The 13,398-nt window shown below is 69.6% G+C and carries 10 protein-coding genes and 1 riboswitch; all 10 genes read right to left on the reverse strand.

The window, feature by feature from the left end; translation table 11 throughout:
- Nucleotides 1-46: 46 nt before the first annotated feature.
- Entirely contained in the window at nt 47-1,540 is a 1,494-nt protein-coding gene (locus HMPREF9058_RS06525) for a hypothetical protein (RefSeq protein ID WP_003786237.1), read from the reverse strand.
- A 94-nt stretch (nt 1,541-1,634) separates the two neighbouring features.
- Nucleotides 1,635-3,590: a DUF2334 domain-containing protein gene (locus tag HMPREF9058_RS06530; protein ID WP_009405802.1), complete on the reverse strand. Its 1,956-nt coding sequence runs from the start codon at nt 3,588-3,590 to the stop codon at nt 1,635-1,637.
- The gene (gene wecB, locus HMPREF9058_RS06535; RefSeq protein WP_043537840.1) at nt 3,587-4,789 is read right to left on the reverse strand and encodes a non-hydrolyzing UDP-N-acetylglucosamine 2-epimerase; all 1,203 of its coding nucleotides are present in this window, start codon (nt 4,787-4,789) and stop codon (nt 3,587-3,589) included. The genes HMPREF9058_RS06530 and wecB overlap by 4 nt, the downstream gene beginning before the upstream one ends.
- An 84-nt stretch (nt 4,790-4,873) precedes the next feature.
- Nucleotides 4,874-5,587 (reverse strand): hypothetical protein, encoded by a 714-nt coding sequence (locus tag HMPREF9058_RS06540; RefSeq protein WP_009406401.1) that lies wholly within the window; start codon nt 5,585-5,587, stop codon nt 4,874-4,876.
- Entirely contained in the window at nt 5,584-7,155 is a 1,572-nt protein-coding gene (locus tag HMPREF9058_RS06545; protein WP_050798019.1) for a glycosyltransferase family 2 protein, read from the reverse strand. Before HMPREF9058_RS06545 ends, HMPREF9058_RS06540 begins: the two co-directional genes overlap by 4 nt.
- On the reverse strand, nt 7,155-7,403 hold the full coding sequence (locus HMPREF9058_RS06550; RefSeq protein ID WP_232211289.1) for a hypothetical protein: 249 nt from the start codon (nt 7,401-7,403) through the stop codon (nt 7,155-7,157). Before HMPREF9058_RS06550 ends, HMPREF9058_RS06545 begins: the two co-directional genes overlap by 1 nt.
- A 380-nt stretch (nt 7,404-7,783) precedes the next feature.
- Entirely contained in the window at nt 7,784-9,124 is a 1,341-nt protein-coding gene (hisD, locus tag HMPREF9058_RS06555; RefSeq protein ID WP_043537845.1) for a histidinol dehydrogenase, read from the reverse strand.
- 93 nt (nt 9,125-9,217) lie between these two features.
- Nucleotides 9,218-11,605 (reverse strand): 5-methyltetrahydropteroyltriglutamate--homocysteine S-methyltransferase, encoded by a 2,388-nt coding sequence (gene metE / locus HMPREF9058_RS06560; protein ID WP_009406061.1) that lies wholly within the window; start codon nt 11,603-11,605, stop codon nt 9,218-9,220.
- Nucleotides 11,602-12,810 carry a methylenetetrahydrofolate reductase gene (locus HMPREF9058_RS06565; RefSeq protein ID WP_043537678.1) on the reverse strand — a complete coding sequence of 403 codons (1,209 nt, stop codon included), beginning with the start codon at nt 12,808-12,810 and terminating at the stop codon, nt 11,602-11,604. The genes metE and HMPREF9058_RS06565 overlap by 4 nt, the downstream gene beginning before the upstream one ends.
- A gap of 4 nt (nt 12,811-12,814) precedes the next feature.
- Nucleotides 12,815-12,899: riboswitch (SAM riboswitch) on the reverse strand.
- Nucleotides 12,900-12,961: 62 nt separating this feature from the next.
- Complete coding sequence (locus HMPREF9058_RS06570; RefSeq protein WP_139018948.1) at nt 12,962-13,330, reverse strand: hypothetical protein; 369 nt, start codon at nt 13,328-13,330, stop codon at nt 12,962-12,964.
- Between the last annotated feature and the right edge of the window lie 68 nt (nt 13,331-13,398).

A 13,398-nucleotide genomic window follows, 5' to 3' on the forward strand; every position in this document is an offset into this window, starting at 1 on the left:
GTGGGCACCACCGCCTGAGCAGGCAGCGCCCACCGGCACCGGCGTCCTAGAAACCCGTGGAGACGGCGGCCAGTGCGGGAGCCACCTGGCCTCCGGGGGTTCCGACCTGATCCTCGAGGTAGTACCACCAGAAGGGGGCTCCCCAGGCGTCGGAGCGCCCCAGTGCCGCGCCGGTGACGTGCTCGGCGACGGCGGTGCGGGCCGCCACGGGGTCGGAGGCCGAGCCGAACCACCAGGGACCGGCATTGAGGTCCGCTCCCCCGTACCCGAGCTCGGTCACGGCGATCCGGGAGGAGGAGAAGGCGGCCTCCAGGGTGCTGAGAACCCGGTCGGCAGCTGTTCCCAGCGGATGGAGCTGGGGGTAGACGGACAGTCCCACGACATCGATCAGCTCCCTGATCGACGCGGGGAGCTCCCTGGCTGCATAGCTGAACAGGGAGTAGGTCGGGTCCGCCTGCCCGAGCTGGTAGTACAGGGTGAGCACCGTCGTGGCGCTGGTGCGCTCGCGCACGGCCTTGGCCGCTCGCTGAGCCTTGGCCACCGGCCCGGTGCCCAGCCAGTCCCCACCGATCTCGTTGCCGATCTCCCAGGCGTCGACGTTGGGAAGCGCCTTGATAAGGGTGTCGACCCGCGTGTCCCAGGCGGAGTCGGTCAGGGCGGCCAGGTCGTGGGAGTCGCAGATCTGGACCAGGGCCTGGCCGCCCTGCGCGTGCAGGGCCTCCACCGTGTTGCGCCAACCGGTCATTTCCTCGGCGTCATTGGGGTCGCCGATGACGAGGCGGGCTGAGACCTTCCGCTTGCCGCCCCCCGGTCCGCTGGGTGCCAGTGCTGCGGCGATCTCGGCGGAGGTGGGCACCCGGGTGAAGGTCACCCCGATCACGGCGTCCTGCGGCGCCTGAGCGGACAGCGCCCGGTCCAGGGAGAGCTGGGCCCCGGCAGCCGACTCCAGGGCGGAGTTCGCCAGGCGGCCCCGCTCCGTCCATGACTGGGCCTTGGCACAGGCATCCAGGGACTGCTGGGCGGAGGCCCGTAGCTTTTCCGCCTCGTCAGCGCCCTTGAAGCCCTTCGCAGTGGCCTGCGCGAGGCGCTCGGCCTGCCGACCGTGGAGGGTTCGGGCCGCCAGCTCCAGGAGATCGTGCTCCCCGGAGGCCGGTAGATCCGCCATGAGTGCCGAGTACCCGTGGCTGGTCGGCCACGACAGGGTCAGCGTGCACTCACGCCCGGCAGGCACATCGATGCCAATGGCACCACCCTCATCCTGGTAGAGGGGGCCGACGGCGATGACCTCCAGGGTCTTGGCATCCAGCAGCGCGTCGTCATAGCCGACCTCGCCCTTGCCGTTGGACTGAATGCGTCGCAGCGCCTCGAGGTTGAGGGCACCGCCCTGCGCATCACTGACGTGAAGGCTCACATGGGTGGTCGCCCCGTCCCCCATGGCCGTCGGAGTCACGTTCGCGTGCCCGCAGGAGGACACTGACGCTCCCAGAATCCCGGTGCCCAGGAGCGCCAGCACCCTTCTGCGGTTGGTCTCGATTGTCATGGAAGCAGTATCCCAGTCTTCTGAAAGAGATTTCGACCGAACGGCCCTATTTCCGTGATTCGGCGACTGCTGAGTCTCACAGCCTGCGCCGCGGTCATCTCAGCTCCGAGGCCGGCACGAAGGTGTACCCCTCGGCCTTGATACCGGCGACGATCTTCTTCAGCTCGGCCAGCGGGTAGTAGGGGTGGAAGAAGAAGCTGGCGGTGGCGTGAGTGTTGACCAGGTTGAGCTTGGCCGCGTCGATGACCTCCTGAGCCAGGCGCGGCGGGTGCTGGTTGATCTCGTTGGGCTCGAAGTTGCCCAGGTTCTCGGGCAGGACGTGGGTCCCGTAGGGGTCGTTGACCGCGTAGGGGAAGAACTGCCCGTAGTAGTCGTGGGGACCGGCCTGGGTGTTGGTCAGGGTGCCGGCGTAGAGGAGCTCGCGCTCGTAGCGCACCGGGTAGTGCTCGCCGATGCCGTAGTAGGCCTCACGGGTGGCCGAGTAGTGCGGGGTCTCGAAGATCTCCGGAGTCGGCAGGCCGACCTCGCCGAAGATCTGGCGCCCCTGGTCCACGCGCTCGGAAGCCCACTCCTGGGAGGTACCCGGCAGGGTGCCGCCGATCTGCACGAAGGACTTGTCCTGGCAGTCGACGGGTGGGGCCTTGGTGTCGTTGGTGGCCGAGCACCACGAGCGGATGAACTCGAAGTCGTCGGCGGAGACGGCGTTGTAAGGGTTGTCCAGGGTCCCGAACTGGTGGGTGGTGCCGTGCTGAACGATCGTTCCGCCCTTGTTCACCGCGTCCTGCAGGACCTCCACCAGCTCCGGGGCGTCCTTCAGGGTGAGCTCCTTGGGCGTCCCGTTGTTCTCAGTGCCCTTGGGGTCGATGTACTTGGGCACCACCGCCATCTGGAAGGGCACGTTCTGACTGTGGAGGTAGTCGACGATCGCCTGCAGCTCCTCGGGGTCGCTGTCCGGGGTCACGTCCTCCAGGCGCACAGCGGCCTGACGGAACTGCTGGGCACCGGGCTGGAGGAAGTCCAGGAGGATGTCGGCGGCTGCGATGTAGCGGTCCTGCTCGCCCAGGTAGGTCAGGGGGATTTCACCGATGAAGGTCATTCCCGAGGAGCTGACCGCCCAGGGGAAGGAGGTGGTGCCGGACTGGGCGACGGAGGCGCAGGCGACGGCCGCGCCGTCGGGCTTGGAGCACTCGGCGCGCCCCAGGACCTTGACGTCCTTGTCCCGGACGATGTGCGGAGCGATGATCCCACCGGAGTTGAGCTCATTGCGCTTCAGGGAGGCGCCGTTGTAGCTGATCTTGGTGACCCGGTCAGTGGAGTCGATGTAGGAGGTGGCCGCGTCCCAACCGTAGCGCTGGGTGAAGGCGGCGCGGTCGGCGTCGGTCTTGGCCAGCTGCCAGATGTTGAAACCGGACCACATGACGGGGATGTTGCCGGTCAGGGCGTCATCGATGAAGGCCCGCGGCAGGGGCTCGTCGTAGGTGGAGCCGATGTAGACCACGTTGGTAAAGCGACCGGCCAGGCCGGCGACGTAGTCCTTGACCGGGAGGGTCGTCACGGTCCCGGAGTGGCTGGCCAGGGTACCCATGCTCAGGGCGTAGTACTCCCCCAGCTTGGCATAGTCACCGGTGGTGTCGAACAGGACCAGGGTCGATGCCGGCCCCGCCTCCTGGTTGGAGAAGCTCACCGCTCCGACAGGAACCTCGGGCGCGTTCTGCTTCAGGTCGCGGATCTTGACCTGTCCTGCGGCGGGCGCGGGCTTGTTGAGATCCACGTCGGCCTGCTTGTCGCCCTTGAGGGGGAGCTCCTTCTTGGCCGCGGCGGCCGGCTCGGGCGGAGCCGGAAGCGGGTTCTTGGCCGGGTCGGCGTCATTGGCCTGGGCCCCGTCGGCGGGTTTGGCCGCGGCGGCCTGGATCGCGGCCGGCACCTGCGCGCCGGCGGCGGGTGCAGCCTGAGCGGGGCCGACTGCGGCGATGGAGCTACCCAGGCACACCGCGATGGCGGCCAGTGCGCAGCGGCGGCGTCGTGCGGTCATAAGGGTCGGGGGGATCATGAACGCTCCTTCGATGAGGTGGGAACGGGTTCAAACTCGGGAAGGGGGACACCGCGGCCGAACAGGGCTGCGGTGGCGGCCAGGATGCGCTTGCACGCGTGTCCGTCGCCGTAGGGGTTGGCGGCCTGGGCCATAGCCGCGTAGGCCGCCTCGTCGGTCAGCAGGGTGGAGACCCTCTCGACGATGCGCTCCTCGTCGGTCCCGACCAGCTCGGCGACCCCGAAGGCGACCGCCTCGGGACGCTCGGTGTTGTCCCGCATGACCAGGACGGGCTTGGACAGCGCGGGCGCCTCCTCCTGGACGCCGCCGGAGTCGGTGAGCACGACGTCGCAGCGGTCGATGAGTGCACAGAAGGCGCCGTACTCCAGCGGGTCGCACCAGATGACGTTGGTGTGGCCCTCGATCTGGGGCAGGAGGTCCTCGCGAACCTTGGGGTTGCGGTGGACCGGCAGCACGAAGAGCACCTCGGGGTGCTTGTCGGCCAGGCGCGCGACGGCGCGGCCAATGGCCCGCATCGGCTCGCCCCAGGACTCACGGCGGTGGGCGGTGACGAGCACGACTCGCCGGGAGGCGTCCTTCAGGGCTGCGGCCAGCTCCTCGTCCGGTGGCGGGACCCGGCGGTCGACGGCGACCAGGAGCGCGTCGATGACCGTGTTGCCCGTGACGCTGACGGTCTGCGGATCGGTGTTCTCGCGCAGCAGGTTGTCCCGGCTGGTGGTGGTGGGGCACAGGTGCAGGGCGGTCACCTGGCTGATGAGCCGCCGGTTGGCCTCCTCGGGGAAGGGTGAGGAGATGTCCCCGGTGCGCAGGCCTGCCTCGACGTGGAGGACTGGGACCTCGTGGTAGAAGGCCGCCAGCGCGGCGGCGAAGGCGGAGGTGGTGTCCCCCTGGACGACGACGGCGTCGGGCCGGTGGGCCTCGATGGCCTGCCCCACCCCTTGCAGGCAGCGGTTGGTGATCTGGGTGAGGGTCTGCCCCGGCGAGTGGATGTCGAGGTCGTCGTCGGGCACGATTCCGAAGAACTCGTGCACCTGGTCGAGCATCTCGCGGTGCTGCCCGGTGACGACGACGATCGGGTTGAAACGCTCGTCGTCGCGCATGGCGGCCACCAGAGGGGCGAGCTTGATCGCCTCCGGGCGGGTGCCGTAGACGAGCATGACCCTCAGGGGGCCGCCCGTTTGCGTGGGGTCGGTGGTCATGGGGTTCTCCTGGTCGTGTGTCGGGAGTGGGACGGGCTGGGCCTCAGTGGTGGTCGAGTCCGGCGTCGTCGAGGCGGGCATGCCTTACTGGTCCTCGATGATCGGGGTGAAGGTGACGTCGGAGTCCTCGCAGTAGGCCGCCACCTTGCCGGAGCGGTAGGGGGACTGCTTGTCGGTGACGGTTCCGAGCTCCTGCCCGTCCACGGTGATGGTGAAGGTCGCCTCTGAGGGCTTGGTCGTATCAATGGTGACGGTGACGTCGTGGCTCTTCCCGGGTGGGTAGACGGGCGTGTTGCCCGATGACAGGAATCGTTGGTACCCGGGGTATGCGGTGTCCTGCTTGGAGACCTCCCAGCCGTTGGGCTTGAGGGCCAGGGCGTAGAAGTGGTTGTTGTCGGTGTAGTTCCACAGGAGCCAGGCGACCTCCCAGGCGTTGGGATCGCCGTCCTCACGCAGCTGCCTGACAGTGGTCATCGTGGTGTGGATGGTCTGGACGCCTCCCGCCTCGATCTCGACCGAGGTGGAAGTGGCCAGACCGGCGTGAGTCGTGTCATGGGAGTCGGCCGACGTCGGCTTGAGGCGCAGCAGGCCGTCGGAGCACGAGGCCTCGCCGTAACCGTCGAAGATGATCTCCCACTGGGAGCAGTCCGGTGCGTCGGTCTCTCGGGCGTGGCAGTACACGGTGACTCCTAGAACTAGTGCCAGGACGCAGACCGTCAGGAGGGCGCGACGCAGGATCCTGCCGCGACGAGAGCCGTCGACGGCTCCTGCGTGCTGAGGTGCGTTGGCAGCTGTCATCTCATCTCCTCATTGGTCAGGCTGCTGGATGTCGGACGGGGTCGGCGCACGATCACGGCGGTGGGGTTCAGCACGGGGCGGGTCGGCACGGTCGGGGTGGCCGGGACGGTACTGCCCGGGGCTGCGGCCTGGGGGGCCGCGAGGGGCTGCACCCTCTCCGGCCCGCTGGGCGGGCGCTGCTTGCTCGGTACCGGTGAGCCCATGGCTGCCGATCCGTTGGAGCCGGCCACCGGTGCGCTCGGCGCGCCCTGCGCTCCTTGCCCCGGTTCCGCCTCCCGCGCGGTCTTGGCCCACCCGGTGCGTCCGGTCAGCTCCCGGGCGACTGCTCGCCAGCCGTAGAGGCTGGGAAGGAGGCCGTAAAGGACGAACAGGTGCGCGTAGCCCACGGACTTGAGCAGGCTCAGGCCCTCACTGCGCTCGATGCGCCAGTAGATCCAGGCGTAGATGAGCGCCGGCCCGAAGGCGATGACATAGGCCCCCACGAGCCACGCCCATGACTGCTCCCACCTCAGGACCGCGGCCACCCCGGCGGTCACCATGGTGATGAGGAAGGACAGGGTCAGCAGGGAGCCGGTCAGGAGCAGGTAGGGCGTGAGGATCTGCCAGAGCGTGTCGGCCCGCCCCAGGCCGCGCTGCTCGCGGGCCACGGAGCGCAGCAGGTGCAGCGCCTGGAGGTTTCCCTGGAACCAGCGGGTGCGCTGACGCAGGAGGCGGCGCATGTTGGTCACGCCCTGCTGGTGAACGGAGGCCGCGGGCCAGAACTCGTTGGTCCAGCTGGTGGCGTTGAGCCGGATCCCTAAGTCGAAGTCCTCGGTCAGCGACCGGGTCCAGGGCCGGGGCCCCAGGGCGTCGAGTGCACTGAGGCGGACGAACTGGGCATTGCCGCCCATGCCGACGCTGCGGACCCGGCGCCGGCCTCGCTGGAAGACCTCGGTGAAGATGACGAACTCCATGTCCTGCATGCGGGCGAGCAGGGAGCCGAAGCGGTTGTTGATGCGCACCCCCATCTGGACAGCACCGACCTCCTGCGGGGCGAAGGCCTTGCGCACCTCCCCGATGGCGTGGGGGTCGAGTCTGCCGTCGGCGTCCATGACTCCTACGACGACTCGCGAGGAGGACACCGTGGTGCACCGGGAGCGCACGATCGACAGCGCGTCGTTGAGGGCCTCCCCCTTGCCCAGGCGGGCGTGGGGAGGACGACGGCGAACCACCTCGACGCGCTCGTCGCCGGCCTGGGCGGCCACCTGGGCGGTGTCGTCGTCGGAGCCGTCGTCGATGACCATGATGCGCAGGCCGGGGTCCGGGATGGAGGTGAGCCGCCGGACGCTGGCGCCGATGACCGCCGCCTCGTTGAGGCAGGGCATGAGGATGACGACGAGCAGCGGCGCATCCGGATGCGAGGGACCGCCGTGCCGTGGGGCCCCGCGCGAGGCGATGAGCATGAAGAAGGTGTAGGCCAGGGCGACTGCGATCATCCCCAGGGCTCCCCACCAACCGATGCGGTCGAGGACTCCCAGGAGGCTCGAGGAATCGAAGCTCATGGGCAGGAACGGGGTCTGCGTCACCATCACGCCCGCAGACTCATCAGGCCGCTGCGCTGCTGCGCGTGACGCCCGGCGGAGCGCCTGGAGTGCGGGATCAGGGCGCGGGCCGCGCCATAGAGGTTGGTCAGCAGGAAGAAGGCCAGGATGGCGACGAACACCAGGCCGGCGCAGTCAATGAGGAAACGAGCGACGAGAGCGGGAAGGGAACCTGCCGGGGCGACATACCACACGACGAACAGTCCGGTTCCGGCGGCGAATGGGGAGTAGTGCATGAGGCCATCCATCTGGATCCAAGGGGTAGGGCCGGCGCCGACCGTCATCACCGCATGCGCGAGCAGGCCAGGTCGGCAACCAACGCCTCGGTGCGGCGCGCCCGGGGATGACGGGATGTGGGAACTCAGCCCGTCGGGCACGGCGCACCGTGCGTCACCACCAAATATAACAATAGAGTAACGCTTTGCAACACTGTGTTATTCGACCATGCAATAAGCGCCCTCTTGGAGGTGGCTCACAAGAGCGGGAAACGGCAGGATTCCGCCAGTTGAATCGCCAACGAATCCGCGCCTCGCTCCAGCGCCGTCCCCTGACGCGGCAGAGCACGGTCACTAGAAGGTCACAGGATGATCTCAATCGGCCTGCTCAGCAGGCTTTTTCACTGCCTTCGGGCACGGGCCGCCTCCCCGTGGGCGGGCAGATTCTCGCAGTTCGCCAGGACCTCCAGCGCCGGCGTCATGGACTCCAGGGCGCTCGCGCTGTACTCGATGAGCTGGACCGGTTTGAGGAAGGCCATCACGCTCAGCCCGGCCGCGAACCGGGCGGTGCCCCCGGTGGGCAGGACGTGGTTGGAGCCGGCCAGGTAGTCCCCCAGGGGCACCGGGCTGTACGGCCCGACGAAGATGGCTCCGGCATTGCGGATCCGACGCGCGACCCCAGGGGCGTCGGAGGCGTGGATCTCCAGGTGCTCAGCCGCGTAGGCGTTGGCCACCTCGATGGCCTGGGCGAGGTCACGCACCAGGACGGTTCCCGACTGCGGACCCCTCAATGCGGTCGATGCCCGCTCCCGGTGCCGGGTCGCGCTCAGTCTGCGCTCAAGAGCCGCATCGACGGCGTCCGCCAGCTGCGGGGAGTCGGTGATGAGGACGCTGCCGGCATTGGGATCGTGCTCCGCCTGGGAGAGCAGGTCGGCGGCCACGTACTCGGGGTCGGCCCCGGCGTCGGCCAGGACGGCAATCTCGGTGGGTCCTGCCTCGGCATCGATGCCGACCGTCCCCATGACAGCTCGCTTGGCGGCCGCCACGTAGACGTTGCCGGGACCGGTGATGACGTCCACGCCCCGACACAGGACCTCTCCCCCGGCGTCCGCACGGTCGGTGTCGTCCTGGGCGTCGGCGCCGTAGGCGAGCATCGCGATGGCCTGGGCGCCGCCGACGGCGTAGACCTCGGTGATCCCCAGCAGCGCGCACGCCGCCAGGATCGTGGGGTGGGGCAGACCGGCGAACTCGGCCTGAGGCGGGCTGGCCAAAGCGATCTGTTCGACGCCGGCGACCTGGGCGGCCACCGCGTTCATCACCACGCTGGAGGGGTAGACCGCCAGTCCTCCGGGAACGTAGAGCCCCACCCGCTCCACGGGGATCCAGCGCTGGGTGATGGTGCCTCCGGGGACCACCTCCGTGCTGCGCTCAGCGGGCACCTGGGCGGCGTGCCCGGCTCGGTTGTGGGCAATGGACAGCTCGAGGGCCTCGCGCACCGCTGGGTCGAGGTCGTCGAGCGCCTGGGTGATGGCAGCAACGGGCACACGCAGGTGAACGGGTCGCACGCCGTCGAATCGCTCCGCGGCGTCGCGCAGTGCGGCCGCTCCTCGACGGCGGACGTCCTCGATCAGTGGAGCCACGGCGGCCTGGGCGGCGGTGACGTCAAGGGCGGCCCGGGGCAGGGCCTGTGCCAGCTGGCGTGCGGAGAGTCGGGTACTGCGCAGATCGGTGCGGGTGAGCATGACCGTAAGCCTACCGGCCATGCACAAGGCGGCCCGGGAGAGCACGTTGTCTCCCGGGCCGCCTCAGTTGCCTGCAGTCGAGTCAGAGACTCATCAGGCCTCGCGCACGGCGCGCGCGGCACCGACCAGGCTGGTCAGGCTCGCCTCGGTCTCGGTGTAGCCGCGGGTCTTGAGACCGCAGTCGGGGTTGACCCAGACCTTCTCGGCGCCCAGGGCGTCGACGGCCCGCTGGAGCAGCTCGGTGCACTCGGCCTGGCTGGGCACGCGCGGGGAGTGGATGTCCCACACGCCCGGGCCGAGCTGACGCTCGAAGCCGTGCTCGGCCACCGCGGGCAGGATGTCCATGCGCGAGCGGGAGGCCTCGATGGAGGTCACGTCGGCGTCCAGGTGGTCGACCGCATCGATGACGACGTCGAACTCCGAGTAGCACAGGTGGGTGTGGATCTGGGTGGCAGGAGCCGCCCCTCCGGTGGCCAGGCGGAAGGAGCCGACGGACCACTCCAGGTAGGCGGGACGGTCGGCGCGCCGCAGCGGCAGGGTCTCGCGGATGGCGGGCTCGTCGACCTGGATGACGCCGATGCCGGCGGCCTCGAGGTCCGCCACCTCCGCGCGCAGGGCCAGGCCCAGCTGGTCGGCGACCTGGGCGCGCGGGATGTCGTCGCGTACGAAGGACCAGGCCATGATCGTCACCGGGCCGGTGAGCATGCCCTTGAGGGGCTTGTCGGTCAGGGACTGGGCGTAGGCCGACCAGGTCACCGTCATGGGCTCGGGGCGGGCGACGTCACCCCACAGGATGGAGGGACGGGTGCAGCGCGAGCCGTAGGACTGGACCCAGCCGTGCTCGGTGGTCACGAAGCCGTCGAGCAGCTCGGCGAAGTACTGGACCATGTCGTTGCGCTCGGCCTCACCGTGGACCAGGACGTCCAGGCCGAGGCGCTCCTGAAGGGCGACAACGCTGGCGATCTCGGCACGCATGGCGGCGTCGTAGGCGGCGTCGTCGATCTCGCCCTTGCGCCAGGCGGCGCGGGCCTTACGGATCTCGGCGGTCTGCGGGAAGGAGCCGATGGTGGTGGTGGGAAGCTCCGGCAGGCCGAGGCGCTCGTCCTGGGCCGCCTTGCGCTCACCGTAGGGGGCGCGGGTGCGGTCGGCGTCCGTGACGGCGCCGACGGCGGTGCGGACCTCGTCGCGGTGCACGCCGGGGTGGGCGGCGCGCTGCTTGCGCAGGTCGGCGTCCTGAGACAGCTCAGCGGCGATGGCGTCACGCCCCTGCTCCAGACCCTTGGCCAGGGTGATGACCTCCCCGACCTTCTGGTCGGCGAAGGCCAGCCAGGAGCGGATCTCCGGGTCGATGGCGGTCTCGCGCTCGACGTCGTGGGGCACGTGCTGCAAGGAGGTGGAGGTCGCCACGGTGATGGGGGTGCCCTCGGGAAGGCGCTCGCGCAGCTGCTCGAGCACGTCCATGGCCCGGTTCAGGTCGGTGCGCCAGATGTTGCGTCCCGAGACGACGCCGGCGACGACGCTCTTGCCCTCCAGGGCGGCCAGGTCTCCGGCCTCGGGCAGGGCGCCGGCCACGAGGTCCAGGCCCACGGCCTCGATCGGGGTCTGAGCGAGCACGGGCAGGGCGTCGCCCAGGGAGCCGTAGGTTCCGGCCACCAGGATCTGGGGGCGCTCCACGATGGCGCCCAGCCAGGTGTAGGCGTCACGCACGGCGTCGAGGACGCGCTGGCGCTCCACGTTCCAGGAGTCGGAGACCAGGGCGGGCTCGTCGAGCTGGACCCAGGTGGCGCCGGCCTCGTGCAGGTCCATGAGGAGGTGGCCGTAGGCGTGCAGGACGTCGCTGAGGCGGTCCAGGGGGTGGAAGTCCTCGGCTGCCTCGTCGGAGGGCTTGGCCATGAGCAGGTAGCTCACCGGGCCCACGACGACGGGGCGGACCTCGGTCCCGGCGGCCTTGGCCTCGCGGACCTGGTCGGCGATGGCGGTGTCGACGTAGTCGATGGGGGTGGAGGCGTCGATCTCGGGGACCAGGTAGTGGTAGTTGGAGTCCAGCCACTTGGTCATCTCCATGGCGGGACGGGCGCCCTCACCACGGGCCAGGGTGAAGTAGCCCTCGACATCGAGGGCGCCGTCGGCGTTCAGCAGGTCGCGGAAACGGGCGGGCGCGGCGCCCAGGGTGGCGGTCACCTGAAGAACCTGGTCGTACAGGGTGAAGTCCGCCGGCACCGAGGCGGGCTGAGTCAGCCCCAGGTCCGTCAGGCGCGAGCGGGTCGCCCCGCGCAGCTCGGCAGCGGCGTGCTTGAGCTCCTCGACGCTCAGGTTCCCCTTCCAGAAGGACTCCACGGCGCGTTTGAGCTCACGGTCCCTTCCGATGCGGGGGTATCCCAGGATGGTGGCCCCCGGAAGGGGGGCGGAGGGGACCTGTGACTCGGTCACGGCGATCTCAGCCGGCGAGGCGGGGGCGACCGACTCAGGGGTGGCGCTCATGCATTCTCCTTGGTGATGGTGGTGAGGGGCTGAACGGGGTGGTGGGAAGACACTGTTGCGCGGGCAGAGCCACGGCGCAGGAAAGAAGGGCCTCGGCCGGGTGTGGCCTGGAGGTATCCGCGATCGACGGCGTCGCGCACCTCCCGATCGGGCGCGGCTCCGGCCAGGATGCCGCCCAGACGCAGGTGGCTGATGACGTCGAGGGCCGGTCGGGTGCGGTTGAAGGTGTACAGGTGCAGACCGGGGGCGCCGGCGCGCAGCAGCGCGGTTGCCAGGTCGAGCGTCGCGCCGATGCCGCGCTCCACGAGGGTGGCGCCGCTGGCCGATCCCAGCGAGGATCGCAGGCCGGCGGGCACGCGCACCCCGGTGAGCGCCTCAAGACGGGTGAGCCGACGCAGGTCGGTCAGTGGGATCACGCCGGGAAGGATCGGGATGCTCACCCCCGCGTAGGAGGCCGCGTTGGTCAGCGCCACATAGTCGGCCGCGTCGTAGAACACCTGGGTGATCGCCATATCGGCCCCGGCGGCCTGCTTGGCGGCCAGGATCTCAATGGCCTCGATGTGGTCGTTGGTGGCCGGGTAGGCGGCCACGGCGATCGTGACGTGGCGCCTGCCGTCACCGAAGAAGTCGGCCTCGACCTCCCTAATGACCCGGACGAGGTCGTCGGCGTGGCGCAGTTCCCCGGCGACATCCTCGGCCCGGGTACCGGCTGGCGGGTCGCCGCGCAGGGCGAGGAAGCGCCGTACTCCCATGCGCAGGAAGCGAGTGACGATGTCGACGGCCTCCTGCTTGCGATAGCCGATACAGGTCAGGTGGGCCATGAGGGGGATGGTGCTGGAGTCCAGCACGTGGGCGAGCACGCACTCGGAGGGGTTGGTCTGCTCCTGGACCGCGCGCACGCGGGGGGCCTCGCACCGGCCCGCCTCGGGCTCATGCGCGCTCCCCTGGCGCCCGCCGCCAGTGACCCCGCCGGCAGGGTCAGTGACGAAGGTCGGCCGGTAAGTCACCGAGACGAAGTCGGGCCCGGTGGCCAGGAGCCTGTCAATGCGGCCCCAGGTGGCCGAGGCCGCCTTACCCGGTCGAGGGGGGAACAGCTCCAGGCTGACGGTGGGCAGTCGCCGAGCGGTTCCGGTCTCGGCGCTGCTCAAGGCCTTGCCGCGACTGCTGGCCGCGGCGGTGGGCCCGGTGGGCTCATTGTCGTGCACGTCGTCTCCATCGATCCTGGCTGAAGCACCCGCGTACCGGGTTGCTGCGGCGTCATGGAACCAGGTCTCTCGGCCGCTCTGGATGGTCGAGCGTATCAAACCACGACTGTTTCCCAGCCCCGCCGCCGTCCCACATACCGAGAACTGATGCTCAGCCGTTGGCCCACTTCTCACCCCATCGTGCCCAGCAGGCGAGCCGCTGCGGCGGGGCCCAGCTCGAGTCCCCGGTGCCGACCTCTCCGGTGGTCGCCGAGACCACCAGGGAGGCCAGGCTCGGTTCGCCTCGAGCAGCGCAGTCATGGGCGATCATGGAGAGCAACGGCCCCATATGACGCGGCAGCACGCTCCGTCCGATCGAGTCGCTGAGCTCGCCGTAGGTGATGACCTCACGGTGCTGTGCGACCTCTATCAGGACGGAGCGTGCTGCGTTGGTGGCCTCAGCCAGCCTCGGGGTGAGTCGGCGCATCCTGTCCCCCACGGGGAAGTAGTCACCGACGGTGATGGCGAGCGATTCAGTCACGGTGTGATGATCCGGGTTGTCCGGGCTCTTCACAAGCTCGTTCTCGCTGCGCCTCACCCCGAGGCCAG

This window comes from Actinomyces sp. oral taxon 175 str. F0384, from assembly GCF_000223355.1.
Classification (GTDB): domain Bacteria; phylum Actinomycetota; class Actinomycetes; order Actinomycetales; family Actinomycetaceae; genus Actinomyces; species Actinomyces oris.